Annotated in this window: 25 protein-coding genes and 1 pseudogene; 11 read left to right on the top strand and 15 right to left on the bottom strand. The window is 69.5% G+C overall.

Going from position 1 to position 24147, the window contains the following annotated elements; genetic code table 11:
• Positions 1–196: 196 nt before the first annotated feature.
• The 5 genes from IW245_RS18345 to IW245_RS18325 all read right to left on the bottom strand — a co-directional run bounded on the left by IW245_RS18345 (position 197) and on the right by IW245_RS18325 (position 6646).
• Positions 197–2578, bottom strand: coding sequence for an ArnT family glycosyltransferase (locus IW245_RS18345; protein ID WP_197004404.1), 2382 nt, complete (start codon positions 2576–2578; stop codon positions 197–199).
• A 22-nt stretch (positions 2579–2600) separates the two neighbouring features.
• The gene (locus IW245_RS18340; protein ID WP_197004403.1) at positions 2601–4139 is read right to left on the bottom strand and encodes a sensor histidine kinase; all 1539 of its coding nucleotides are present in this window, start codon (positions 4137–4139) and stop codon (positions 2601–2603) included.
• Positions 4117–4836 carry a response regulator transcription factor gene (locus IW245_RS18335; protein WP_197004402.1) on the bottom strand — a complete coding sequence of 240 codons (720 nt, stop codon included), beginning with the start codon at positions 4834–4836 and terminating at the stop codon, positions 4117–4119. The genes IW245_RS18340 and IW245_RS18335 overlap by 23 nt, the downstream gene beginning before the upstream one ends.
• A 160-nt stretch (positions 4837–4996) precedes the next feature.
• Positions 4997–5878, bottom strand: a complete 882-nt coding sequence (locus IW245_RS18330) for a serine hydrolase (RefSeq protein WP_197004401.1) — start codon at positions 5876–5878, stop codon at positions 4997–4999.
• Positions 5879–5929: 51 nt separating this feature from the next.
• Entirely contained in the window at positions 5930–6646 is a 717-nt protein-coding gene (locus IW245_RS18325) for an AAA family ATPase (RefSeq protein WP_197004400.1), read from the bottom strand.
• 116 nt (positions 6647–6762) lie between these two features.
• Here IW245_RS18325 and IW245_RS18320 point away from each other — a divergent pair, with 116 nt between their 5' ends.
• On the top strand, positions 6763–7680 hold the full coding sequence (locus tag IW245_RS18320; RefSeq protein ID WP_197004399.1) for a hypothetical protein: 918 nt from the start codon (positions 6763–6765) through the stop codon (positions 7678–7680).
• Between the two features lie 8 nt (positions 7681–7688).
• On the opposite strand, the gene IW245_RS18315 is transcribed toward IW245_RS18320, so the two are convergent.
• Positions 7689–8363: an ArsR/SmtB family transcription factor gene (locus tag IW245_RS18315; protein WP_197004398.1), complete on the bottom strand. Its 675-nt coding sequence runs from the start codon at positions 8361–8363 to the stop codon at positions 7689–7691.
• A gap of 65 nt (positions 8364–8428) precedes the next feature.
• On the opposite strand from IW245_RS18315, the gene IW245_RS18310 reads away from it, so the two are divergent.
• The 6 genes from IW245_RS18310 (at position 8429) to IW245_RS18285 (ending at position 13045) form a co-directional block, all read left to right on the top strand.
• Complete coding sequence (locus IW245_RS18310) at positions 8429–9760, top strand: cytochrome P450 (RefSeq protein WP_197004397.1); 1332 nt, start codon at positions 8429–8431, stop codon at positions 9758–9760.
• Positions 9757–10521, top strand: coding sequence for an isocitrate lyase/PEP mutase family protein (locus IW245_RS18305; protein ID WP_197004396.1), 765 nt, complete (start codon positions 9757–9759; stop codon positions 10519–10521). Before IW245_RS18310 ends, IW245_RS18305 begins: the two co-directional genes overlap by 4 nt.
• A gap of 23 nt (positions 10522–10544) precedes the next feature.
• Complete coding sequence (locus tag IW245_RS18300; RefSeq protein WP_197004395.1) at positions 10545–11069, top strand: GNAT family N-acetyltransferase; 525 nt, start codon at positions 10545–10547, stop codon at positions 11067–11069.
• 105 nt (positions 11070–11174) lie between these two features.
• Positions 11175–11717: a sigma-70 family RNA polymerase sigma factor gene (locus IW245_RS18295; RefSeq protein ID WP_197004394.1), complete on the top strand. Its 543-nt coding sequence runs from the start codon at positions 11175–11177 to the stop codon at positions 11715–11717.
• Complete coding sequence (locus IW245_RS18290) at positions 11714–12409, top strand: zf-HC2 domain-containing protein (protein WP_197004393.1); 696 nt, start codon at positions 11714–11716, stop codon at positions 12407–12409. The genes IW245_RS18295 and IW245_RS18290 overlap by 4 nt, the downstream gene beginning before the upstream one ends.
• 111 nt (positions 12410–12520) lie before the next feature.
• On the top strand, positions 12521–13045 hold the full coding sequence (locus IW245_RS18285; RefSeq protein WP_197004392.1) for a hypothetical protein: 525 nt from the start codon (positions 12521–12523) through the stop codon (positions 13043–13045).
• 137 nt (positions 13046–13182) lie between these two features.
• On the opposite strand, the pseudogene IW245_RS18280 reads toward IW245_RS18285, so the two are convergent.
• A pseudogene (locus IW245_RS18280) lies at positions 13183–13470 on the bottom strand (glutathione peroxidase); the annotation flags it as partial.
• A 22-nt stretch (positions 13471–13492) separates the two neighbouring features.
• Between IW245_RS18280 and IW245_RS18275 the strand changes: the two are divergent.
• The 4 genes from IW245_RS18275 to IW245_RS41705 all read left to right on the top strand — a co-directional run bounded on the left by IW245_RS18275 (position 13493) and on the right by IW245_RS41705 (position 16692).
• Positions 13493–15184 (top strand): recombinase family protein, encoded by a 1692-nt coding sequence (locus IW245_RS18275; protein ID WP_197004391.1) that lies wholly within the window; start codon positions 13493–13495, stop codon positions 15182–15184.
• 43 nt (positions 15185–15227) lie between these two features.
• Positions 15228–15599 carry a ParB N-terminal domain-containing protein gene (locus IW245_RS18270; RefSeq protein WP_197004390.1) on the top strand — a complete coding sequence of 124 codons (372 nt, stop codon included), beginning with the start codon at positions 15228–15230 and terminating at the stop codon, positions 15597–15599.
• Between the two features lie 4 nt (positions 15600–15603).
• The gene (locus IW245_RS18265) at positions 15604–16473 is read left to right on the top strand and encodes a hypothetical protein (RefSeq protein ID WP_197004389.1); all 870 of its coding nucleotides are present in this window, start codon (positions 15604–15606) and stop codon (positions 16471–16473) included.
• Between the two features lie 93 nt (positions 16474–16566).
• The gene (locus IW245_RS41705; RefSeq protein WP_267920096.1) at positions 16567–16692 is read left to right on the top strand and encodes a hypothetical protein; all 126 of its coding nucleotides are present in this window, start codon (positions 16567–16569) and stop codon (positions 16690–16692) included.
• A 59-nt stretch (positions 16693–16751) separates the two neighbouring features.
• Here IW245_RS41705 and IW245_RS18260 read toward each other — a convergent pair whose 3' ends face one another.
• The 8 genes from IW245_RS18260 to IW245_RS18225 form a co-directional block, all read right to left on the bottom strand.
• Complete coding sequence (locus tag IW245_RS18260) at positions 16752–17009, bottom strand: holin (RefSeq protein WP_197004388.1); 258 nt, start codon at positions 17007–17009, stop codon at positions 16752–16754.
• Positions 17006–17359: a hypothetical protein gene (locus tag IW245_RS18255; protein ID WP_197004387.1), complete on the bottom strand. Its 354-nt coding sequence runs from the start codon at positions 17357–17359 to the stop codon at positions 17006–17008. Before IW245_RS18255 ends, IW245_RS18260 begins: the two co-directional genes overlap by 4 nt.
• Before the next feature lie 15 nt (positions 17360–17374).
• Positions 17375–18184, bottom strand: coding sequence for a serine hydrolase (locus IW245_RS18250; RefSeq protein WP_233473088.1), 810 nt, complete (start codon positions 18182–18184; stop codon positions 17375–17377).
• 128 nt (positions 18185–18312) lie between these two features.
• Positions 18313–19053 (bottom strand): peptidoglycan-binding domain-containing protein, encoded by a 741-nt coding sequence (locus IW245_RS18245; protein ID WP_197004386.1) that lies wholly within the window; start codon positions 19051–19053, stop codon positions 18313–18315.
• A 76-nt stretch (positions 19054–19129) separates the two neighbouring features.
• The gene (locus tag IW245_RS18240; RefSeq protein ID WP_197004385.1) at positions 19130–19414 is read right to left on the bottom strand and encodes a hypothetical protein; all 285 of its coding nucleotides are present in this window, start codon (positions 19412–19414) and stop codon (positions 19130–19132) included.
• Positions 19415–20608, bottom strand: a complete 1194-nt coding sequence (locus tag IW245_RS18235; protein WP_197004384.1) for a hypothetical protein — start codon at positions 20606–20608, stop codon at positions 19415–19417.
• Positions 20609–21436 carry a hypothetical protein gene (locus IW245_RS18230; protein ID WP_197004383.1) on the bottom strand — a complete coding sequence of 276 codons (828 nt, stop codon included), beginning with the start codon at positions 21434–21436 and terminating at the stop codon, positions 20609–20611.
• 82 nt (positions 21437–21518) lie between these two features.
• Entirely contained in the window at positions 21519–24128 is a 2610-nt protein-coding gene (locus IW245_RS18225; protein WP_197004382.1) for a tape measure protein, read from the bottom strand.
• Positions 24129–24147: the final 19 nt, after the last annotated feature.

Raw genomic sequence — 24147 nt, 5'->3', positions numbered from 1 at the left:
AATCCTATGTGGATCCTGTGAGTGTTCCCGCCAGCCGAACGGCTGATGGGTCCGACCGCAGTGGCCGGTCCGGCGCGCCGCACGGATGACCGGGACCTGCCGTTCGGCCAGGTCCGGACCGGCCGGCTCCACCCGTTCCGCAGGGATCCCGCCAGGGCGCGCTCCGGTCGGTCGGGTCCGACCGGAGCGCTGGGGATCACCGGGGTGACGTCAGGTCGTAGACCACGGTGTCGTCCACGGTCGTCGCGGTGAACGTCGCCGCCACCCACGCGGTGATCTCCCGCGAGGCGCTGCTGCCGCCCATCGAGCCACCCATCCCGCCGATGCCACCAGCAGAGTCGCCCGCCCCGCCAGCGCTGCCCGCCCCGCCCATCCCGCCGGCCCCGCCGCCGAGGAGGTAGTGGATCCGGCCCTCGGCGACGTACTTCTGGAACTCCGCGAGCGTCGGGGCCGGGTCGCTGCCGTTGAAGCCGCCGATGGCCATCACAGGCCGCTGCGTCGCCAGCTGGTAGGACGCGGCGTTGTTGGCCCCGACGGCCGCGGCCATCCAGGTGTAGCGGTCGGCGTCCGCCGCCAGCAGGCTCACCAGCGCGGCGCTGGGCTCGCGCCCGCCGAGCAGTCCGCCCATGCCGCCGCGCCCACCGGCCGCGCCGCCGGGGAAGCCCTGCCCGCCCGGAGCGGCCTGCCCGCCGGGGAGGCCCTGGCTGTCGGTCCGCCCGGTGCCGCCCGGCGGGACGCCCTGGCCGTTGGTTCCGCCCGGAATCCCGGACCCGCCGGGGAAGGCCGCGCCTCCCCGACCGTCGCCGGTGCCCCGACCACCGGCCCCGCCGCCCGGAGCTGCCCCGGGTCCGCCCGCGCCACCGCCCGGAGCCCCGGGCCCGCCGGGGAAGCCGCCCGGACCGCCCCGCGCGCCCGCCACCGCCGGCCCCGCCGTCACGATCGCACCGGTGTGCGGGGTGCCGACCGTGTCGAGTGCGTAGGCCGCCGGCCCGGCGAGCACCGCGACCAGACCGGCGACGGCGGCCGGCATCGCGAGCCGGGCCCCGAGCCGCACCCCGGGACGGGACTCCGTTCCGGGCCGTCCGTCGGGACCGGATCCCGTTCCGGGCCGTGCGTCGGCGTCCGGATCCAGGGTCGGTTCACCGGTCGAATCGTTCGACTCCTGAACGGTGGCGGTGGGCAGGACGCGGATGTCACTGGCGGGTGGGCCGGACGCGGCGTTCCGGCCGCGCGGGACGCCGGTGCCCAGCACCCCGGCGGACAGCAGCCCGGAGACGAGGAGCGCCAAGGCCGCCGCGATGCCCAGGACCAGGACCGTCGGGCGCAGCCAGGGCAGGAAGGCCGCGCTCCGGCCGAGCAGGACGAACGCCCACCAGGCGGAGCCGGCCACGCCCGCCGCGGCCACCGCCGTCGCCCACCACGAGGACCGGCGGGCCCAGAGCACCGCCCCGCCCATGCCGACCAGCGCGCCGACCGACGGGGCGAGGGCGACCGTGTAGTACTGGTGGAAGATGCCCTGCATGGCGCTGAACACCCCGCCGGTGACCAGCAGCCAGCCGCCCCAGACCACGAACCCGGCCCGCGACAGCCGGTCCCGCCAGGTCACCGCGAGCCCCACGACCAGGAACAACAGTGCCAGGGGCAGTAGCCATCCGATCTGGCCGCCGATGTCGGTGCCGAACATCCGGTCCCAGCCGGTACTGCCCCAGCCGCGCCCCTGCCCGCCCCCCACGCTCCCGGTCTCCTCGCCGGTGAGCCGGCCGAACCCGTTGTAGCCGAGGGTCAGTTCGAGCACGCTGTTGTGCTGCGACCCGCCGATGTACGGCCGCGACCCGGCCGGCCACAGCTCCACGGCCAGCACCCACCACCCGGCGGACACGACGAGCGCCGCCCCGGCGAGGAGCAGCTGCCCGATCCGTCGCCAGATCCGCACCGGGGCGGCGAGGAGGTAGCCGAGGGCGAGGGCCGGGAGGACCAGCAGCGCCTGGAGCATCTTGGTCAGGAAGCCGAAGCCGACGAAGGCCCCGGCGGCGACCAGCCACCAGGTGGAGCCGCGCTCGACGGCGCGGACGGTCGTGTACGCCGCGAGGACCAGGAGCAGCACGAGCAGCGCGTCGGGGTTGTTGAACCGGAACATCAGCGCCGCGACCGGGGTCAGCGCGAGGACGGCCCCGGCGACCAGCCCGGCGACCTCGCCGGACACCCGGTCCGGGCGACCGTCGCCGGAGACCGCGACCGAGGCCCGCCACGAGGCCGTCCGGCGCACCGTCGCGTAGAGAGCGGCGACGGTGCCGACGCCGAGCAGGGCCTGGGGCACGAGGATGCTCCACGCGCTGAGTCCGAACAGCCGCACCGACAGGCCCATCAGCCACAGCGAGGCCGGCGGCTTGTCCACGGTGATCGCGTTGGCCGAGTCCAGGGAGCCGAAGAACCACGCCTTCCAGGACTGCGACCCGGCCTGGGCCGCCGCGGAGTAGAACGAGTTGGCCCAGCCGGAGGCGCCGAGGCCCCACAGGTACAGGGCCGCGGTGCCAAGCAGCAGGAGCAGCAGTGGCCACCGGGTGCGGAGGAGTCTCATCCGGCCACCCTGGCGGCGGCGGCTATGCCGGGCTTGTGTCCGGGCTGTGCCCCGGCTGTGAGGGCAGCCGGACCGTGAACGTGGTGCTGCCGGGCCGGCTGGTGACCTCGACCGTGCCCTGGTGCGCGGCGACGACGGCGGTGACGATGGCCAGGCCCAGTCCGGTGCTGCCGGCCGCCCGGGACCGGGAGCTGTCCCCCCGGGCGAACCGTTCGAACACCTCCAGGCCCTCGGGGATGCCGGGCCCGTCGTCGGCCACCGACAGCGTCACCGTGCCGGTCCGGGGCCGGCGTCCGGGCCCGGCGGGCGGGGCGGTCGAGGCCGGGCCGTCGGGGGCGTGCACAGCCAGGGTCGTGGTGACCAGGGTGCCGGGCGGGGTGTGGGTGCGGGCGTTGGAGAGCAGGTTGGCGAGTACCTGGTGGAGGCGCGGGCCGTCGCCGGTGACCGTGATGGACTCCGGCGGCAGGTCCAGGGTCCACCGGTGGCCGGGGGCGGCGATCCGCGCGTCGTTGACGGCGTCGACCGCGAGCCGGGACAGGTCGACCTCCCCGGTGGCGAGGTCGCGGCCGGCGTCGAGGCGGGCCAGCAGGAGCAGGTCGTCAACGAGGGCCGTCATCCGGGCGCTCTCGGACTCGACCCGGCTCAGCGCGTACGCGATGTCCTCGGGGACCTGGTCGCGGCCCCGTCGGGTGAGTTCGGCGTACCCCCGGATGGCCGCGAGGGGAGTGCGCAACTCGTGGCTGGCGTCGGCGACGAAGTGCCGGACCCGGGTCTCGCTGGCCTGCCGGGCCTGCAGCGCGGTGCCGACGTGGTCGAGCATCCGGTTCAGCGCCGCCCCGACCTGGCCGACCTCGGTCCGCGGGTCGGTGTCGGGGACGCGTTCGGACAGCGCCACCTCGCCCCGGTCGAGGGGGAGTTCCGCGACCCGGCCGGCGGTGGCGGCGACCCGGCGCAGGGGGCGCAGGGCGAGCCGGACGACCCCGGTACCCGCCAGAGCGGCCGCGACCAGCACCGCGACCGCGACCGCGCTCTCCACCGCGACCAGCCGCCACACGGTGGCGTCCACCCCGGACAGCGGCAGCCCGGTGACCACGGTGTCGCCGACCCGGGTCGGTTCGGCGATCAGCCGGTAGCCGCCGAGTTCCGGCAGGTGGCCGTCGTGCGGCCGGTCGTCGGTCGCGACGTTGGCGAACGGGGCGCGCCGGTCCACCGGGATCGCCGTGACCGTGCCGTCGGCTGCCAGGACCCCGGCGACCGTGACCCGGCCGTCGACCACCCGCGCCCCGACGGTGCCGACGGGTTGGCCGGGTCCGAGGAGGAACTCCAGCCCGGGCGGCGGCGTCGGCCGGGACGGGTCCTGGGGCGGCGGCCGGCCGGCCCCGGCGGCGGAGCGGTGCCCGGCGGCGACGAGCTGCTGGTCGAGCTGGCCGACGAGGAACGTCCGCAGCGCGAGCGTGGTGGTGACCCCGACGACGAGGCAGGCCACGGCGAGCAGCGCCACCAGGCCCGCGAGCAGCCGGGCCCGCAGCGACCACGTTCTAGTCGGCCGGCTTGAGGACATACCCGGCCCCGCGCATCGTGTGGATCATCGTCGGCCGGCCGGCGTCGACCTTCTTCCGCAGGTAGGAGATGTACAGCTCGACCACGTTGGCCTGCCCGCCGAAGTCGTAGTTCCACACCCGGTCGAGGATCTGGGACTTCGACAGCACCCGGCGCGGGTTGCGCATCAGGTAGCGCAGCAGCTCGAACTCCGTCGCGGTCAGGGTGATCTCCTCGCCGGCCCGGCGGACCTCCCGGCACTCCTCGTCGAGGGTCAGGTCCCCGACGACCAGCAGGGCCTCGGTGCGCGCGGTGTGCAGCAGCGCGCGGCGGAGCAGGGCCCGGACCCGGGCGACGACCTCCTCCAGGCTGAACGGCTTGGTCACGTAGTCGTCGCCCCCGGCGGTCAGGCCGGCGACCCGGTCCTCGACGGCGTCGCGAGCTGTCAGGAAAAGTACTGGAATATCTGGTTTGTCGTTGCGGAGGCGGCGGAGCACCTCCAGGCCGTCGAGGTCCGGGAGCATGATGTCGAGGACCACGGCGTCGGGGCGGAACTCCCGGGCCAGCCGGACGGCCGTCGAGCCGTCGGGGGCGGAGCGGACCTGCCAGCCCTCGTAGCGCAGGGCCATGGTGAGCAGGTCGGCCAGGGTCGGCTCGTCGTCGACGACCAGGACCCGGGGCGGTTCGCCGTCCGGCCGCCGGGGGTCGGGTGCTGTCATAGTCGCATTGTGCCCACAGGCACTGTGGCCCCGCTGTGCGAAACCTGTGAACGGGCTGTGCCGCCGGAGCGCCGGGCCGCCGGGCGCGCATGCACCCACAATTTATGCACCTGCATGAATTGCGGTCGGATGGATGTGACCCCGGGTCAGCCGGGCGTTCTCACCAGCCGCCCGCCGCTCGGGCCGCCGTCGCGGCCTTCTCCACGGCCGCGATCCCGTCCTCCTCCGCCGTGCTGCCCGTCGACAGCACGGCGATCGTGACGTCCACCCCGGGCCCGGTGATCCGGCCGATGCTGTTGACCGACCAGGTGCCGTCCACGTCGTCCCAGTTCATCCAGCCGTCCTTGACCAGCACGGACTCCCCGGACCGGGCGGCGGCGGTCACCCCCCAGCGCTGGTCGGGGTTCACCTCCGACATCAGCGTCGCCAACAGCCCCGGCCCGGTGACCGCGTCGAGCAGCCGGACCTGGTCGGCCGCCGTCGTGGTGGTCACGCCCCACGCGCCGTCCTCGCCGGGCACGGTGTGGGCCAGGCCCAGGCGGTCGACCAGGTCGGTCAGGCCGGTCGCGCCGTCGATGGCGTCCCACAGGTCGGAGGCGGCGTCGTTGTCGCTCACCGTGATCATCTGGTACGCGAGCGCGCGGTCGTCGTCGGACAGGTCCGGCTCGCGGTCGAGGAGTTCGGCGAGGATGGCCACCTTGACGATGCTGGCCGTCCGGAAGGTGTCGTCGGCGTGGTAGAGCGTGGTCGTGCCGTGCACGTGGTCGACGACGGCGAGGGACAAGGTGCCCTCGAAGCCGGCGAGCGCGGCGTCGAGCGCGGGCGTGACCAGGTCCGGCGGGGCAGGGGCCGGGGCGACCGGCTGCGGGGTCCCGGGCGGCGCCTCCGTCGGGGCCGGTGTCGGGCTGGTGGTCCCCGATGCCGCCGGCACGTCCCTCGCGGCAGGCGTCGACGCCGAGGCCTGGCCCCGGACCGCCGACAGTCCCGCCCCGGCGACCAGCACCGCCAGCGCCAGCCCCAGCCACCATCCACGTCGTCCCATGGGGCCATCGTCGGGGCGGTGTCTGTGAACAGCCTGGGGACGGGCTGGGAGTTAGAGCAGACCTCTCAGGTACGCGTCCGGCCGGGCCATGAACCGCGACCAGTGGTCCACCAGCTCCAGGTCCCGCCACGCCCGGGGCCGGATCCCGTGCTTGCCGACCTCCAGCACGGCCGCCCCCGGGTACGCCGCCACCAGCGGGGAGTGCGTCGCGCAGATCACCTGGGCGCCCTCCTCGACGAGCAGCGAGAACTGGGCCAGCAGTCGCAGGCACGAACTGAACGACAACCCGTCCTCCGGCTCGTCGAGCAGGTACAGCCCCACGTCGGTGAACCGGCCGTCGAGGACCTGCAACACGCTCTCGCCGTGGCTGACGACGTCGGGGGTGGCGTACCCCATCTTCACGAACTGCTCGTAGGCGGTCTCCGCCCGGAGGAAGAAGCCCTTCGCGCGCCGGCCGAGCATCCGGCTGCCCTGCCGCGTGCGGATCAGCCTCATCCGGGCGCCCAGGACGCCGGGCTCGTCATCCTGGGCGTACCTGCGGCCGGCGTGCCCGGTGCGGCCGTCCAGCCCGTACGCCTCGGCGATGCCCTCCAGGACCGTGGACTTGCCCGACCCGTTCTCCCCGACCAGGAACGTCACCGGCCGGTCGAAGGTCAGGCCCTCGCGGAAGATCTGCGCCACGGCCGGGACGGTCATCGGCCACTGCCGGGCGGGGAGCGGGGGCTCGGCGTCCGGGAAGTCGGGAATCGACACGCCCTCGATGATCACGGGAACATCGTCCCAGGTGGCGGCGGGTGCGGGGGAGTGAGAATCCTCGCAACCGTCGCCCGGATTTCACCAAACATAGATGTACTTGACTGCGAGCGGTCGATAGCGTGCGCGTCATGCGACGCCTACTCCCCGTGCTGCTGCTCGCCGCCACGCTGGCCGCTCCCGCGCCGGCCGCCGCCCAGGTCTCCGACCTCGCCCTCGCCCAGCGCTGGGCCCCGGTGCACTACCAGGACACCGACTCCTCCGACTACGACGCCGACTACCTGTCCGCCGTGAACTACGACGGCAACTGGAACGGCCTGGACAACTGGGAGAACGAGCCGACGTCACCCCTGCTCGGCACGGTCTCCTACTCGGTGGTCGAGACCTCTACCCACTGGTTCATCGTGTACGCCTTCTACCACCCCCGCGACTGGTGCGACAACGTGTTCTGCGAGTCGCACGAGAACGACATGGAGGGGCTACTGCTCGCCATCCGCCGGGACGGCAGCACGTACGGGAAGCTCGAGGGCATGGTCACCGTCGCGCACAGCGACTTCTACTCGTTCACGCCGGCCGGCAGCCCGTACACCAACGGGCGCGAGTCCATCGACGGCCCGGTCCTCATGCAGTCCTACGGCGGCCAATCCCGGCCGACCACCCGGCAGGAGGCCAAGGGCCACGGCCTCAAGGCGTGGGACGGCGCGGCCTTCCCGGGCGGCGACGGCGTCGTGTACTACCCCTCCGGCACCGCCGGCATCCCGACCAGCGGCAACGACCGGTCGGTCGGCTACCAACTGGTCGACGTGTTCGCCACGGGCGGCCTGTGGGCGCGGCGGAACAACGCGGAGACGTTCGCGTCGTTCGGCACGTTCCGGGGCGACAACGGCAAGGACAACGCCGCCAACGCGCCCTGGGGCTGGGACGACCACGACGACGGCTCCGACCTGCCACGCGGACTCCTGGCCACGGACCCGGCGAAGCTCGTGGCGGCGTACTTCAACGGGGAGGGGACGTTCAGCCTCACGTACACCCGCAACGGCTACCGCTGACCCGCCGGCTACGGGGCGTCGATGCCCAGGTGTTCGCGGAACGCGTCCCGGCCGGCCGGGGTCACCCGCAGCGCGCGCCCCGCGCCGATCCGTTCCACCCAACGGCGGTCCATCGCCGTACCGCACAGTGCCGCCCCGACCTGGCCGGCCAGGTGGGTCCGCCGCTCCGTCCAGTCCAGGCACGCCTTCACCACCGGGCGGCGGCCCCGCCCCGGGGCGAGGGCGATGCCCAGCCGCTCCAGCCAGGCCACGCCCGACGCGGTGACCGTGAGCCCGGTGTCGTCCGTGACGAGACCGTCGCGGACCATCGCGTCGGCGACGGCCACGCCCAGGTGGCCGGCGAGGTGGTCGTAGCAGGTCCGGGCCCGGGCCTCCGCGCGGTGCTGGTTGGACTCGCGCAGGGACCTCGGCGGGCGCGGCGTCGAGGAGAACGACGACAGGTCCTCCAGCAGGGTGGCGATCTCCGGGCCGGCCAGCCGCACGTACCGGTGCCGGCCCTGGCGCTCCTCGGCCAGGACGCCGCCGGCGATCAGGCGGGTCAGGTGCTCGCTGGCCGTGGACGGCGCGACCTTCGCGAGCCGGGCCAGCTCGATGCCCGTCCACGCCCGGCCGTCGAGCAGGGCGAGGCAGATCGTGGCCCGGGTGGGATCCGCGAGCAGTCCGGCGAGTTCGGCGAGCGACATGCCCCCATCATGCCCCCGGCACACTTCGGCGACCGCCGAAGCGTCCCGGCCCTACGGTGGTCGACATGATCACGTTCCACCGGTACGCCGACGTCACCGCCGCCCTCGCCGACCCGGCACTCGTCCCGACGCCCGCCGAGCCCGGCCCGCCCGGCACGATGGCGTGGCTGCGCTCCACGGTCGCCCGGTTCAGCACCGGCGAGGCGCACGCCCGCCGCCGCGCCCTCGTCGAGGCCGACCTCGCCCGCCTGGACCCGACAACCCTCCGCGCGGCCACGACGAACGCCGACGCCCGGCTCGATCCACGCCACGTGGTCGTGCGCGCCCTCGCGCAGGCTCTCGGCCTGTCCGACCCGGACGCGGTCGCCGAGGCCGTGGCCCTGGCAGCGACCACGTACTTCGGTGGCGACGACCCGGCGGCGGACGCGGCCGTGGCCTGGCTCGTGCCGAGAACGGCGAACACCGCGTCCGAGGCCGCCGACGCCGACCCGCTGGAGGTCGCCGCCAACCGGATCGGTCTCCTCATCCAGGCCTGCGACGCCACCGCCGGCCTCATCGCCCACACCCGCCGGGCCGATGGCACCGGTCAGGACTCCGTGGACGGTCTCCTCCGCGAGACCCTGCGCCACGACCCGCCGGTCCGGGTCATGCGCCGGGTCGCCGTGGCCGCGACCAGGATCGGCGGGGTGGAGGTCGCGGCCGGTGAGCTGGTGGCCCTGGATATCGCGGCGGCCAACCGTGACCCGGAGCTGTTCACCGCCCCCGACCTTTTCGACCCGTCCCGGTCCGGCCCGGAGCCGCTGACCTTCGGCGCGGAGCCCCGCGTGTGCCCTGGCCGGGCCCATGCCCTGGCCCTGGCCGCAGGCGTCCTGGCGGGCACGCCGGTCACAGTGGAGCCCGAGCCAGCCGAGGATGCCCCCGGGACCGACGATCGGGACCCGGCCGAGGTCGTGACGGGTATGGTCGGCAGGGTGCTGGATCTTGCCGCGACCTGGGTCCACTGGGACGGCCGCCCGCGCCCCGTCGACGACCGGGTCTACACCCCGCACAAGGCGGTCCGCCGGGTCGCCGACCACCTCGTTGACCACCTCGCCGAGCTCGAGGCCCGCCTGGCCGGCGAGGAGACGATCCCCGACCACTGGCACGCCTCCATGGTGACCACCGCCGCCGACACCGCCCCGTTCACCCGGATCGACCTGGACGAGGCCCGCAGCCGTCTCACCCGGCTCGCCCGGATCTGGGCCAACCGCCTCGGCGCCCTGACGCCGGAGCAGCTCGACCACTCGCCGGGCCGGGGCTGGACGTTCCGCCAGCTCGCGTTCCACGTCTCCGGCTCCGACTACTACGCCGAAGCCGTCGGCGACCTGACCCCGCCCACCCGAAGGGACCCGTCATGACCAGCTTCGCCGACCTGCACGTACCCGGTACCCCGCTCCTGTTGCCGAACGCCTGGGACCACGCCTCCGCCGTCGCCCTGGCCGGGCAGGGTTTCGCGGCGATCGGCACCACGAGCCTCGGGGTGGCCGCCGCCGCCGGCCTGCCGGACGGCACCGCCGCGACCCGTGCCGAGACCCTGCTCCTGGCGCGCCGGCTCGGCGGGTCCGGCTTCCTGCTCAGTGTGGACGCCGAGGGCGGGTTCAGTGACGACCCGGCCGAGGTGGCCGAGGTGGCCCGCGAGCTGGCCGACGCCGGGGCGGTCGGGATCAACCTGGAGGACGGCCTGGCCGACGGCGGCCTCGTGCCCGTGGCCCGTCAGGCCGCGAAGATCGCCGCGGTGAAGGCGGCCGTCCCGGACCTGTTCGTCAACGCGCGCACCGACACCCACTGGCTGGGCGGTCGGGAGGGGGAGACCCGGAGCAGGCTCGACGCGTACCAGGCCGCGGGCGCCGACGGGGTGTTCGTCCCCGGACTGTCCGATCCGGACACCATCGCGGCGCTGGTGCTGGACGTCGGCGTACCCCTCAATGTGTTGTATGCGCCCACCGGTCCGACGGTGGCGCAGCTCGGTGACCTGGGGGTGGCCCGGGTCAGTCTGGGCTCGCTGCTGTTCCGGGTGGCGTTGAGCGCCGCGCTGGACACCGCGGCGGCGATCCGGTCCGGCGGGCAGGTGACGGCCTCCGCCCGCAGCTACGCGGAGGTGCAGCACCTGAGCTCCTGACCGGGGACGCCTAAGCTCACGGGGTGAGTGTTGAGCTGCGGCCTCTGACCCGCGCCGACTTCCCCGCCCTGCTGCGGTGGCTGCGCGCCGACCACGTCCGCGCGTGGTGGCCGAACGTGCCGGCGGCGCTCGACGCGGTGGAGCGCAAGTACGGCCCGAGGGTCGACGGGGTCAGCGCCACCCGGGTGTTCGTGATCGAGGTCGACGGCGTGCCGGCGGGCATCGTCCAGTGCTACCGGCACGCCGACTACCCGGTCTGGGAGAAGGACGTCGGGCTGGCCGGGGCCGCCGGCCTCGACTACCTGGTCGGCGAGCCCGACCAGCTCGGCAGGGGCGTCGGCGCCGCGGCCATCGGGGCGGCGGTGCCGGTGGCGGCGGCGCTGTACCCGGAAGTGAGCCAGGTCGTGGCTGTTCCGCAGGCCGCCAACCGGGGCTCGTGCCGGGCGTTGGAGCGTGCCGGGTTCACCCTGGTCGCGGTCCGTGACCTGGAGTCCGACGATCCTTCGGACGCCGGCCCGAGCGCGATCTACTCCCGGGCGGCACGGTGAACCAGCCCGGGCGGCGCCGCCCGCCGGAACTCGGGCCGAGATCTGGTGAACCGTTTCGGCCCGGCGCGCGTACCCAGGGTGAGAGCGTAGGAAGGGGCGGGTGCGATGTGGCCGCGAAGACGGCAGCCATCCAGCGACGAGGCACTGGTCCGTTCGCTGTACGAGGAGCACGGCAGGGCGTTGCTGGCGTACGCGACCCGGCTCACCGGTGACCGCGCCGCCGCCGAGGACGTGGTGCAGGAGACCCTGATCCGGGCGTGGAAGCACGCCGGTGCCCTGTCGGAGGCGGAGGGTTCGGTGCGCGGCTGGTTGTTCACGGTGACCCGCAACCTGGTCGCCGACCGCTACCGTGCCCGGGCGGCCCGGCCGACGGAGGTCGCCGAGTCGCCGGGAGCCGTGCCGGTCGAGCGGGACCACTCCCAGCGGGTGGTCGACTCGATGGTCGCCCTCGAGGCGCTGGACACCTTGTCCGACGAGCACCGCAGCGTGCTGGTCGAGCTGTACTTCCAGGGCCGCACCGTCACCGAGACGGCCGAGGTGCTGGGCATCCCCTCCGGTACCGTGAAGTCCCGCTCCCACTACGCGCTGCGCACGCTGCGGGACTGGCTGGACACCTCGCCGGTCGCGCTGAGAGGAGTCGGGGGATGACGCACGACAGGAGCCTGGCGGGCGCGTACGTCCTCGGCGCGCTCGACGACGACGAGCGCCGCGCGTTCGACGACCATCTGACCGGCTGTGCCGGGTGCCGCCGTGAGGTCGCGGAGCTGGAGGAGGTGAGGGACGTGCTCGGAGAGGTGCCGCCGGAGGCGCTGCTGTACGGCCCGCCCGACGACCACGCCGTCCTCGACCGCGTCCTCGGCCGGCTGCGCGCCGAGCAGGGCGCCCGCGACCGCAGCCGCCGCCTGTACGCCCTGGCCGCCGGGATCGTGGTCCTCGCGGGCGTCGCCGTCGGCGGGGTACTGGCCGGCCGAGCCAGCGTCGACGTCCCACCACCCGTGGCGCTGCCGTCCGCGACCGCCACGGCCCAGCCCCCGGGCACGCTGCGCGGCACCACGGTGGACCCGACGTCGAACGTCCGGCTCACCGCGAGCGTCGTCCCGGTCGCGCACTGGGTCAAGGTCACCGCCGCCGTGACCGGCATCCCGCTGGGCGAGAACTGCCGCCTGGTCATCGTCGGCAAGGACGGTTCCCGGGAGGTGGCCGGCGGGTGGATCGTGTCCGAGAAGGGCGCGGCCGGGGGCACCACCCTGGAGGGCACGGCGGCCCTCGACGCCGGGCAGGTCGCCCGGGTCGAGATCGTCAACACCAGCGGGAGGACGTTCGCGTCCCTGCCCCTGTAGTCGCACGCGGAGAAGGCGCCCGGATATCTCGGGCGCCTTTTTTATATGTATGAACCGTTCCGGGGTGGGCTGTGTAGTACGGGGTAGAGACCGACGCAACGGAGGAACACCATGAAGAAGCTGATCGCCCTCGCCGTCCTGACCGGATCCGCCCTCGCGATGACCGCGTGCACGACGACCGCCCCGAAGACCGCCACCCCGGCCACGTCGGCCCCCGCCACCTCGACCTCGGCCGCAGGTGCCCCGCAGACCCTGAGGGTGGCCACTGTGGAGGGTTTCACCACCTTCGTCACCAACGCCAAGGGCCGCACGATCTACCGCTTCGACAAGGACACCAACAACCCGGCGAAGAGCACCTGCTTCGACGCGTGCGCCGAGAACTGGCCGCCCGTCCTCGCCGGCCCGAACGGCGCCGTGGACATCGAGGGCGTCGACAAGAGCCTCGTCGGGCTCCTTGACCGGCCCGAGGGCAGGCAGGTAACCCTGAAGGGCTGGCCGCTGTACTACTTCAAGACCGACGTGGCCCTCGGTCAGACCGCCGGGCACGGCAGGAACGGCGTCTGGTTCGCGATCGCCCCCGACGGCACGAAGGCCAAGAAGGCCGACGAAGCCCCGGTCAAGAGCAACACCTACTAAAACCCTTTAACGGTTACGGTGGGGCCTCCCCCGGCCCGTCGGCTCGACGACCCTGGGGCCGGCAGCCACCTCGGGGGTCAGGCGCAGTGGAGACAGCCCACGGCCCCGGGGCCGCAGGCTGTCTCCGATCCCGGGAGCTAGAGCTGCTTCTCGATCGCGGCGACCAGCTCCGGCGACTCGGGCGTGGTCTGCGGCGAGAACCGGCCGACGACCGCCCCGTCGCCGTTGACCAGGAACTTCTCGAAGTTCCACCGGATGTCACCGGCGTGGCCCTCGGCGTCGGCGGTGTCGACCAGCGCCTGGTAGAGCGGGTGGCGGCCGGCGCCGTTCACCTCGATCTTCTCGGTCAGGGGGAAGGTGACCCCGTAGTTGGCGTCGCAGAACTCGGCGATCTCCTCGGAGGTGCCGGGCTCCTGGCCGCCGAACTAGGAGCGTAAACTTGGGTTCATGAGGCGGAGGAGTTTTGAGGACGTAGCACCCGAAGAAGTGTGGATCTACCTGCGGTTATCTGCTCTTCGTGTCAAGTCGCTGTCGATCGCAAGTCAGGACACCGTATCTCGTGGGGCGCTTGAGCGCGTTGGTCTTCCGCTGCCCCCGGCGGGGCAAGTGCTGGATGACATCGAGTCAGCATCGAACCCTCACAAGGAACGCGAGAAGTTCGAAAGCCTTGTCGTGGCGATCCGCGAGGGCCGTTGCAGGTACATCGCCTGTCGGGACCAGGACCGTCTTTTGCGGCACACGACCGAGATGGATCGCGTCCTGGACGCGGCGGCCGATGCCGGCAATCAGCTCTTGATCATCTACGGCATGGGTGGCCAGATCGATACGTCTTCGCCGGAGGACCGGTCTACGGCCCGTGGACGGGCCGCTGAGGCCCGTGGAGAGATGGAGAAGAAGTCAGCCAGGCAGAAGGAGAACAACGAGGAGAGGGCCGCTCAGGGGCTTCCTCACTTCGCGGGTCGGGTGTTCGGATACAGGCTGAACGACGCGACGGGAAGTTATGACCAGATCCCCCGAGAGGTGGAAGCCCTGAAGTGGGCGCATGAGTACCTTCTTGCTGCGGGCACCTACACCGGGGTTGCCCGGAAGTGGAACGCTGACGGGGTGCTCAACTCCAAAGGTGGCCTGTGGAAGCGGGAAGCCGTGAGGCGGGCGGTGCTGCATCCCGCGCTGGCTGGGCTCCGGCCGTACCAGCAGACATCGATCCTGTGGAAGACCAAGAGTAAGACTGTGCCGCCGTTCGAGCTGGATGAGAAGGACTTGGTCCAGGGGAACTGGAATCCGATCATCACCGTTCCGGAGTGGCGGAATCTCAAGCTAAACCTGTTGTCCACGCGCTCGGGGGGCGGCAACCACATCAAGTACCTCGGTGGCGGCGTGTACTTCTGTGGTCGGTGCCCGGAGCCCGACGGAGATCCGCACCTCAGCAAGGCGGGTCGCCTGGGTACGCAGCACACAACCGGAACCTTGAAGAAGCGCGGTCGACGGCGGCAGTACTTCTGTCAGGACACCGGGCACATGTATGTATACGCAGAGTCAATTGACGATTACGTTCGGCAAAGTGTGAAGCTGGCGCTGACGAACCCGACCATTTTTCGCCGGATCTTCAGGGAGATCGATTCTCGTGCGGGGGTGAACGTCGCGGAGTTGGAGAGGAAGCTCTCCCAACTGGAAAGCCTTCTCACGGAGGTTGAAAAGTCTTATTTCGGGGGCGACATGACCCGGACGAACTATCTGGCGTCTAAGTCTGAAAACAAGTCGAAGTCCGATGCGATTGAGGCCGCGTTGAAGGAGGCGGAGCGCGAGCGCGGGGAGCGCAATCGGCTTGTCTCTATGGAGAAGATTGCAAGCAGGTTCGATGTTGCGCCGATCGAGACCCAGCGCTACGCCGTCAAGGAGTGCTTCGGGCGGATCGTCGTGTTCCCGACCGAGGGTGACCCCTCTAGGCCGCCCGAGAGTTACGTGAAGATCTATCTGCATGGTGGTGCCGAGTTTAAGCCGTGGGAGTACACAGTGGCTGCTATGGAGGCCCAAACCGAGAGTCAGGGCGGCGAGCCCGTTACCTGGCGACAGGTCACGGACCCGGACGGACGCGTCCTTGGCGTGGAGGAAGTGGGCCCGGGAGAAGAAGGCGCATGAGTGAATTCAAGCGGCTTGAACCCTCTCGTGTAGGGGAAGCATGATGTCTGAGGTCTTCATGCTGGGGCCGTTCTTGTACCCCATCGCCGCCGCGCTGCGGGTGATCGAGGAATCGGAGCGTGAACCACAGCCGGTCAGTGTGTATCGGGCGGCTGTGAACGCAGGAATCCTGACCTTGGCGGGGGCTTGGGTTGAGCCCCCACCGGGCAATGTCGACCGCGAGCGGGCTATGGAAGTCGACCTGACGAAGCCGATCATTGTCATGCAACTGGACCGGGCGACCATGGTCATCGCCGATGGCCGTCATCGGCTGGTCAAGGCGTGTGTGTTGGGAGTCCGGGAGCTTCCCGGCTACCTGTTGACCGCCGAAGAGGCGGAGTCCATCAAGTGCCTGATCGCAGTTGAGGAGGGGTGACGCAATGACGTTCCGGGAGCCTCCCGAGGACATCGACCGGCTCAAGGTCGACCTGGACCACCTTGGTCACAAGGCGTTACGGGAAACACTGGTGGTGTACCGCAAGACGCTGCGGCGTTCGCCCGTGGGCGGTAAGAAGCTGGCTGAGGCGGTCTTTCAAGCGACCTTCGGAATCTTCGCCCACGCTGTCGCGCTCCTTTATATGCGTGAGTGGATCGGTGGGCCGATCGAGACGGAAGAAGAGCGCCAAGAGGTGAAGCGCCGCTCGGAGGCTCTGGCGCTTCGAGTGGTGGAGTGGGAGGCGGGCGCAACCCGGAAGCAAGGCGCTGACACTCCCTCGGAGCCGTACGAGCTGCGCGCCGTCCTTGATGAGAACCTGGCAGGGCACATCGGGACCGAGGGCTACGTCATTCGTGCCTGGTCAGATGGCCAGGAGGAGGGCGACCGCATCCGCGTCGTGGTGGCGGACCCGGGGCTAGGTCGGCAACTGGCCGATGGGCTGGCCCAGTGGGCAGACCCGCCGCGTCCCGTGGTGCCGAAGCCTAAGGCCCCCGAGCTGGCTGTGATCGGCGCATCAGAGCGGGTGTCGAAATCTGTGCTGGTGAACGGGCGCAAGGTTCTACGGCTCACGGGCGACGCCCGCGCGAAGCACCATGTCAGTGCGGAGATGCCTTGCTGTGAACGGCTGATTGAGATCCCGCTGACTGCTGAGTTCGGGGACCGAGCGGTGTGCCCTTCGTGCAAGCTCACCTACTGGATCGAGTTGGTGGACGAGGACTATGAAGGGGGGTGGACGGCCGTGTTTGAAGTGGAAGGTGACGCCGTTTTCGCCTCGCTGCGCAAGAACCCGAACGCTGTCGGCATTCCCGACTAGATGTTTCAAGTCACTTGAATCCACACAGGAGAGAATCGAGTGGGTGACCCGCAAGAAGTTGAAGAGTCGGCAGGTTGGGCGACTGAGTTGGTCATGAACGCGGTCGACGAGTACGCGCAAGCGGTGAAGGCGGGCGACGCGGAAGCCGCTGGCGAGCTTCGACAGCGAATCTCGTTCACGCTCAACACCATCATGGGCGGCGCGGGCGACATCGCCTAGCGCCCCAACAACGAAAGCGCCCCTCCCAGCCGTGAGGCCAGGAGGGGCGCGATCGTGTTCTAGCTGCGGTCAGCCTTCGTGAGGCTGGGGGAGTCTGCCGGGCCGAACGGACCGGACGCGATGGACGTGAGGACGGACAGAAGGGTTGCGCCCGCTGAGACGGACGCGGCGGTGATCCAGTCGACGCGGAGCACGTCCACGCCGATAGCGCCAGCGGCCAGGCCGACCGTAAGCGCGGCCACGAGTGCCTGAGCGAAGGTCTTAGCGCCTCGCTCAGCGGTGGCGATCCAGAAAGCCTTAGAGGTCAGGTAGGTCATGCGTTCCTTCCATTGGTGAGGGATGTGAGCTGTGCGCGGAGTTCAGTGATCTCGGCTCGTGCGGCGGCGAGTTCGGCGCGAAGCTTCGCGGATTCCGACTCGGCGCGTTCTGCGGCTTGGCGGGTCTCGGACAGCTCGTCGGCCAGGCGCACCAGCTCGGCGTGCAACTCGCCCACCAGAGCCCCAGCGGCGTCCGTGATGGCCTTGGTAGCTTCCGCGCGGAGTTGGTCTCGTTCTGCGAGGAGTCGGGAGATCTCCGCCGCTGATCGGCGGCGGCCGAGGAGTGCACCGAGGAGAGTGGTTACCGCGCCTGTGCCGAGGAGTGCGGGGAGCAGGTCTGCGGTAGCCAAGAGACGTGTTCCTCCTTAGCTTGGTCGGATGATCGCGGGTGCGGGCGTTGCCCGTCCGAAGATCAGTGCTGTGAGATCGGTGAGCGTTTGTGCTCCCAAGGTCAGGGAGTCCTGCCCTGCGGGCATCGGGTACATGATCGAGATGACGTAGCGCTCATCAGGGCCAGCGAAGCCGACCGTGGCGACGGTCCACGTACCGGCGGTGTGGAGCCAGCCGTCTTTCACGCCGGGTCGCATGTTCGGCCCAGCTCCCCATACGCCCCACCGTTGGATGTCCCCGACTGTGCGCATGGCGTGGGTGAGATTCGCTCGGGTCTCGGGGCTGGTGTGGTCCAGTAGGTAGAGCACAAGGGCTGTGAGATCGGCGGGAACACAGGTGAGCGCTCCCCAGTCGCCGTTTGAGCCGGCCATGACGAGCCCTGCCATGCCGAAGCGTTCTCGGAAGATGGTCAGGAGGCGTGTACCGCCGTAGCGGCTCCACATCCGCGAAGCCGCAGCATCGTCGCTGACGGAGAGCATCAGGGCGATGTCTTCGGAGGTACGGGAGGGGAGCTGCTGGCCCCGTTCACGCTCGGTCTCGATGGCGACCAGGGCCAGTGCCAATTTGATGGTTGAGCCCGTCCAGCTCGCACGGTCGGTCGGCCCCGCCTGATATTCGGTGCCCGTGAGTCGATCGTGGAGGATCAGGGCCGGATGGCCCGGGGCTGAAGCGATGAGAGTTTCGATGGCGGCCTTGCGGCTGACCCAATCGCAGCCGAATCCGAGGTAGCTCGGCTCCTGGCAGGGCGGGGGAGTCGGGCTAGGCGTCGGGCTCGGTGTGCTCACGGCGGGTCGAGTGGTGCTGACGGGTGCCGGTTGGACGGGGGCGGGTAGGAGGGCGGCGAGCAGGGCCGCTGAAATCCCCGTAGAGACCGCAACGACCCTGACCCGATGCCTCACCCACTCCCGGCGGTTTACGTGACGGGAGCGGTCCACGCAGCCGCCCACGTCTGCGGACCCACCACCCCATCCACTTGGAGGTGCTTCTCCTGCTGGAAGGCCCGAGCGACGCCCGCCGACTGCGGGCCGTACCAGCCGTCAACACCGATGGACCAGCCGCGCTGTGCCATGCGGGTCTGCCAGGTCTGCACGTCGCCACCGTGCATCTGCGGACGGCCGGGCGCGTAGCTGAACTCCCGACCGGGCCAGGCCGGGTACGACGGGGCCGGAGGCTTCGGGGGCTGCGGGGTCGGGACGCTGGCACCGAGGAAGTCCGCGATCCAGTTCGTACGGTCCTGGAGGGCGGTGCTGCGGTAGATCCCGACGTGAACCCAGGTGTCGTGACCCGAGCCGGTGTAGGGAACGCCATCGGTGTTCCAGTTGGTGCCGTCCGACCAGTACCGCACCGAGCGGCCATCGTAGGAGCCGATGACCTCATAGATGCCGCTGTACACGTCGTTGCGGCAGCGCTCGATGAACCAGCGAAGCCAGCCACGGCCGTCCCAGCCGGACATGCCGATGTCGATGGCGCACGAGTGGTCGCCCACGGGCCGGTTGGCCTCACCTCGCAGGGAGTAGTCCGTGGACGGGAGCAGGGACGGAGCGAGGTGGTAGCCGTAGCTGTGGGTGCGGGGGTCTCCGATGATGCCAAGGCAGGCGATGCCCTTGGACTGCATGAAGTTCTTGAGGGCTGTGAGGCCTGGAGCCTCGGACATGTGCTCTCCTCCAGTATTTGGGCATGAAAAAAGGAGCCTCGAAGGCTCCACGTCGTGCGCTGTTTGGTTGGCTGGGCTATTCCTCGCCCAGCATCTTGCCGTCAGGCTTTTCAGCCACGGCGAGAATGCCGATGCTCCAGCAGTCCAGGACGTCATTCGCGTTGACCACGGTGCCCGCGAGGGTGACTCCCTTGACGACCTTCCAGGGCGGCTGGAACGCCGGGCCGTCGATGATGACGAAGGGGTTGTCAGCCGCCGAGGTGGCCTGTGCCCGCCGCATGATGGCGATCTTCTTCTTGTGCTGGGTCGCCGCGACCGGATTGTCGAACCTGGACGCGAGAAGCTTGATCAGGTCGAACACTTACACCTCCCAGGGCTGCTGGTCGAAGTCGCTGCACTTGACCAGGGTCAGGTTTGTGACCCCGGGGCCGAGCGGGTACGTGATCTGTGCGACGAGAAAGTTGGCGGCGCGGCCGTTGGTGGGGTTGATGACGCGGATGACGTCGCCGGGGTCGATCGCCCAGCACGCCGGAATCGTGACGGTCATCTGCGCGTCCGTGCTCACCACGATTTTGAGGACGTTCGCGATGAGCGCTTCGGCTTCCGCCTGGGTGGCTACGGGCAGATGGCCCAGGAGCTTGGTGCGGTACCCGGCAGGCCCGAACAGGTACGTGGGGGAGTTCGGATCGACGTCCGCAGCCTGCGTGTAGGTACTGCCCAAGGTCGGATGCGGGTAGGACACGGAAACCTGGTTGTAGAAGCCCTCAGCCTTGAAGCTGTACCCCTCAACCCGCGCATCCTCGGGGTTCAGTTCCCAATCGTGAGTGCCGTCCTTGATGCGCGCGTAAATCGACTTGTCAAGAGTTGGGTAGCCCTCACGGTCATAGAACGCGGCGAGATCCGATGTACTCATCACCAGGTCCGCGAAGTTCGAATGCGACAGGTCGAGAATCGCAACCACACTCGACGCACGCCGTGTGATGTCCGTACCTGGGCGGACTCGAAGCGTGCTGTTGTTGACCTGGATGTTGCTGGAGTCGATGTCCAGGGTGCCCGACAGCACGCCCGGGAGGACTCGCAGCATCGCGCGACTGAGCATGTCCGCGAACGTGAACTGATCTTGCTGGAAGTAAAAGTACCCGCCAGCCCAGTTGTTGAAGAAGGGCAGGTCGAAGATCCGGAACCAATCCCATCTGTCCGCTAGTTCGATGTCGAACGACGCTGTGGGCTGCGAGTAGCCCACAGACATCGGGTGGAACACCCCGAGCGGGTACCTGATGTGGTCGTCGGTTCCGTTGTTGACGTCCACGTACAGGTAGAATTCGGTGCCGATGGCCAGTGTCTTGGCGAGAGCTGACGGCGGGGTGACCGTGTCGGGGTTCGGGATGGTGATGCGCCCGCCTAGGCGGGAGTTCGCCTCGATGGTGCCCGTGATCTCGCCACGTACCGGAACGTTCATGTAGATCATTGCCCGACCCCGGTAGATGTCGGCGCTGAAGCTGAGGAATGCGGAATTTCCCAGCAGTTGATTGAGCGGCTTGGTGCCAAACGCCATTCAAAGCTCCAGTCTGGGTAGAGGAGGGGCCAGGAGCCCCAGGGCGTACTCTTGGGCCTTCGCGTATGTGAACGCCTGCTGCGCGGCGTCGCGGTAGGTGGCGAAGAAATAGGCGTACTCGTAGTAGTGAGGCAGAACTGAGTCCGTCCATTTGGTCGCCTGTGATGTGACTGGGGTCAGCTCCGCTGTCCAGCGCCGAGTTGCATCTCCGAAACTGATTGGGACTTCGTCAACGTCACCGATCTGGTACCACTCATCGGCTACGGGCATAAACGCCCCGGCGGGCCACTGGAAATACAGCGGATTGAGCGTCAACAGCGAACGTAGGCGCTGAGCCTCACTCGTGGACAGCGTCAGGAACGACACCGAAACGGTGGGCTGGCGTCGGGGTAGGGATGCGCCGACTGCGCGCCCCTCCATATAGCCAGCTCCGGAGTAGAAAGTGGCTGCCTCGATGCCGTACTTCAGCGTCGGCGGCCCCTCCATGAGGAGGGCAACCGTGATATTGGGTGAACCGGACGTTCGGACCCATGCGAATCCGCCGGACGGGATGAGGAAGTTGTGACCATCGAAATAGTCAAAGCCCGTCACCGGATTGGGTAGCGGACTGCCTCCGTCGAACACTGTGTACCCGAAGGTCGTATCAAGCGGCGGCGCAAGATCCGTCTTGATGGCCGACACGGATTGATCCGGCCGCTTCTCCAGGGTGAACGGGTCGAACGTTGGAGACCTTCCGGACACGCCCCGATACGCGCATGAGATTGTGGCGGTGCCGACGCCCGGAGGAACGGTGAACTTCAGCGAAATTGCTCGACGCTGCATGTCCACGTACCAGGGAGTCAATGGGTCCACAGTCCTCCCTCCATTTTCAAGTCACTTGAAAACGGGGGACGCGCCAAGGCGTCCCCCGTCATCGGTATCCGAGGCGTAGAGCGCTCGCGTTGGCGCGGTCGCTGGTGGATATCTCGGTCTTCACGATGCCGCGCAGCGGCTCGTCTCCGATCTGGACGTTCACGTTGATGAGCTGCGCGAGAGCGTCGAACACGTTCGGCGCTCCGGTCCCTGCCGCCCGCTGAACGTTGCCGCCGAACACGCGGGAGGACGCGCCGGTGATGTCTGCCGCGCCTTGGTTGAGGCCGATTGTGAAGCCCTCGGTGGTGTAGCGGCCCAGCTCCATGAAGAGCCGCGACGGGCTGTTGATGCCAAGGAATTGCTTCGCGCTGTTCCAAGCCCCCTTGAGCGGCCCCATGATCGCGTCGTAGATCTTGACGCCCTGCTCTCGGATGCCTCGGATCAGTCCGTCGATGATGTCCTTTCCGCCCTGTTGCAGGTTCGACGCGAAGCCGGTGATGAACGCTGCGGCCTTGTCGAGCCAGGCGCGGACGGCGCTGACCGCGTTGTCGAAGATGCCGACGATCCAGGCGACGGCAGCGTGGAAGACGGCGATGGCCTTGTCTACATTGTTCTCAATATCGAGAAAGAACGCGTAGACATCGGCTAGGAAGTCACTCGTGGCCTTGCTCGCCTTGGTCCAGGCGTCAGAGACCGTGGACCACAGCCCCTGGAAGACGCCCACCCAGAAGTTCCAACCAGCCACGAAGATTGCCTTGATCAACGCCCAGGAAGTCGACAGGCCGAGAGTGAAGTAGCCCCAGTATTTGGACAGGGTCGCGAACGCGTCAACGAACGGCTGAACGAAGACCGCGTACAGGAACGCGCCGACCGGCTGAAGGACGTTCGCGTACAGCCAGTTCCAGATGATCGTGAAGCCGGTCACGAAATTTCGCCAGCCGGCGGACACCAGCCCGAACACGAAATTCCAAATGAGACCGAGGCCCCGGATCGCGGGCTCAAGGAACGCCCAGAGCACCCGCCACACACCGACCACAATGGACCAAACCCCGCGCCAAACCGCGCCTACGATCGCGAAGTAGGCCGACCACAGTGCGCCCCAGATCTTGAACGCAGCGCGGAAAAGTGGGGCGAAAAACTGGAAGATGGCGACGACCCGGACGCGCACCCACTCGAACGCTGTGACCAGCGCTGAGACCGTGGCGGACCAGGCAGCCTTCAGCCACCCCCATACAGCGAGCGCCGCAACCTTGATCGCGGCCCAGACTGCCTGCCAAAATTCGCGGAAGGCACGGACCTTGATCCACAAAATGATGAAGATCGCGACCAGGGCGACGATCCCGAGAACGATCCACGTGACCGGGTTGGCCAGGAGCGCGACGGTCCACGCCCAGGTCTGGACGATGACAGGAATCAGCGCCCGGCCGATGCCCATGATGCCCAGGCCGAAAGCCTTGACGCCGTTGATGAACCCGGCCGACACCTTGACGGCGATGTTCCCGATGGCGACACCCCAGCGGGTAGCCAGGGGAGCGCCCTTCGCTAGGGCTTCATTGCCGAAGCGGAACCCTGTGACGAACCGCTGAACGCTCTGCGCTGCGGAGAACGCCCCGGAACCGATGGACAGGAACCGCGAGCCGACCGTGAGCAGCGGGCCGGTGGCCGCGTACAACGCAAGGGCCCCCGCGACGACTTCCTTTTGCGCGGGGGACAGGGAGTTGAACTCGTCCGCCAGAGTGCGCAGGAACGGCGTCGCGGACACCGCCAGGGCGATGGCCGCCGTGATGATCGGCCCCAGGCTCTCCATCAACGCCGGGACGTTCGCTGTCAGCGTGTTGATCGACGCCGCTAACGATGACCCTTCCTGCTGGAACGCCTCACCGAGCTTGATGGACACGGTCTGCTTGAGCCGCTGCCACGCACCCGAGATGGTGTCCAGACGGGCGGCCATCGAGCCGCCGTAGTCCTTCTGCATCTGCGCGAACATCGCCGGGAGGACGTCCTTGGACAGGAGCTTGCCCTCAGCGGCCAACCTCTGAAGCTCAGAGACCGGCTTGCCGACCGCGCGGCTCAGGATCTCCCAGGCCGGGAACTGCTCACCGAGCTGGCCGGTCATCTCCTCGGCGGAGACCTTGCCCTTCTGGAGGATCTGCGTGAAGGCCCGCATGGCGAGCTTCGCGCCCTCGGCATTACCGCCGAACGCCGCGACCGTGTCGTTGATCGCGGTGATCCACTTGATCGACTCCTTGGCGGAGATGCCGATGCCCATCATCCGGGCCGACGCGTTGGCCATCCCCTCGATGTCCGCACCGGTCTGGACCGCGATGACCTTGAGCGCGTTGAGGTGCTGCTGAGCCGCCAACGTGGAGCCGAGGAACCGCGTGAAGGCGATCTCACTGCTCTGGAACATCGACGCCATTTCGACGCCCGTGCGGGTAGCCGCGTAGGCGACGGCGAGCATGGGCAGCGTGACGGACGCCGTCATAGATCGGCCGGTCTCGGCCCACTTGCTCGCGGCCCGGTCCAGGCTGGCGGAGATCTGCCCCGCGATGGTCTGCGACGCGCGACGCGCGGCTTCCTTCGCGGCGTCGGAGACACCCCGGATGAGTACCGAGGTGTCACCCACCCGAAGCTCGACAAAGGCGGTGGCTGCCCGGATTGCCGGCATGGGCAACCACCTCCTTGCA

Origin of the sequence: Longispora fulva, from assembly GCF_015751905.1 — a bacterium.
Taxonomy (GTDB): domain Bacteria; phylum Actinomycetota; class Actinomycetes; order Mycobacteriales; family Micromonosporaceae; genus Longispora; species Longispora fulva.
Note: the sequence above shows the minus strand (reverse complement) of the source record. Positions and strands in the feature narration are given on the sequence as shown.

Excerpts from the sequence above, each read along its gene's own strand:
- IW245_RS18335 (WP_197004402.1), bottom strand. The coding sequence starts at position 4,836 with ATGACAGCACCCGACCCCCGGCGGCCGGACGGCGAACCGCCCCGGGTC.
- IW245_RS18260 (WP_197004388.1), bottom strand. The coding sequence starts at position 17,009 with ATGACCTACCTGACCTCTAAGGCTTTCTGGATCGCCACCGCTGAGCGA.
- IW245_RS18265 (WP_197004389.1), top strand. The coding sequence starts at position 15,604 with ATGACGTTCCGGGAGCCTCCCGAGGACATCGACCGGCTCAAGGTCGAC.
- IW245_RS18320 (WP_197004399.1), top strand. The coding sequence starts at position 6,763 with ATGCGACGCCTACTCCCCGTGCTGCTGCTCGCCGCCACGCTGGCCGCT.
- IW245_RS18245 (WP_197004386.1), bottom strand. The coding sequence starts at position 19,053 with ATGTCCGAGGCTCCAGGCCTCACAGCCCTCAAGAACTTCATGCAGTCC.
- IW245_RS18275 (WP_197004391.1), top strand. The coding sequence starts at position 13,493 with ATGAGGCGGAGGAGTTTTGAGGACGTAGCACCCGAAGAAGTGTGGATC.
- IW245_RS18315 (WP_197004398.1), bottom strand. The coding sequence starts at position 8,363 with ATGTCGCTCGCCGAACTCGCCGGACTGCTCGCGGATCCCACCCGGGCC.
- IW245_RS18330 (WP_197004401.1), bottom strand. The coding sequence starts at position 5,878 with ATGGGACGACGTGGATGGTGGCTGGGGCTGGCGCTGGCGGTGCTGGTC.
- IW245_RS18310 (WP_197004397.1), top strand. The coding sequence starts at position 8,429 with ATGATCACGTTCCACCGGTACGCCGACGTCACCGCCGCCCTCGCCGAC.
- IW245_RS18270 (WP_197004390.1), top strand. The coding sequence starts at position 15,228 with ATGTCTGAGGTCTTCATGCTGGGGCCGTTCTTGTACCCCATCGCCGCC.
- IW245_RS18295 (WP_197004394.1), top strand. The coding sequence starts at position 11,175 with ATGTGGCCGCGAAGACGGCAGCCATCCAGCGACGAGGCACTGGTCCGT.
- IW245_RS18290 (WP_197004393.1), top strand. The coding sequence starts at position 11,714 with ATGACGCACGACAGGAGCCTGGCGGGCGCGTACGTCCTCGGCGCGCTC.
- IW245_RS18305 (WP_197004396.1), top strand. The coding sequence starts at position 9,757 with ATGACCAGCTTCGCCGACCTGCACGTACCCGGTACCCCGCTCCTGTTG.
- IW245_RS18235 (WP_197004384.1), bottom strand. The coding sequence starts at position 20,608 with ATGGCGTTTGGCACCAAGCCGCTCAATCAACTGCTGGGAAATTCCGCA.
- IW245_RS18225 (WP_197004382.1), bottom strand. The coding sequence starts at position 24,128 with ATGCCGGCAATCCGGGCAGCCACCGCCTTTGTCGAGCTTCGGGTGGGT.
- IW245_RS18340 (WP_197004403.1), bottom strand. The coding sequence starts at position 4,139 with ATGTCCTCAAGCCGGCCGACTAGAACGTGGTCGCTGCGGGCCCGGCTG.
- IW245_RS18345 (WP_197004404.1), bottom strand. The coding sequence starts at position 2,578 with ATGAGACTCCTCCGCACCCGGTGGCCACTGCTGCTCCTGCTGCTTGGC.
- IW245_RS18285 (WP_197004392.1), top strand. The coding sequence starts at position 12,521 with ATGAAGAAGCTGATCGCCCTCGCCGTCCTGACCGGATCCGCCCTCGCG.
- IW245_RS41705 (WP_267920096.1), top strand. The coding sequence starts at position 16,567 with ATGAACGCGGTCGACGAGTACGCGCAAGCGGTGAAGGCGGGCGACGCG.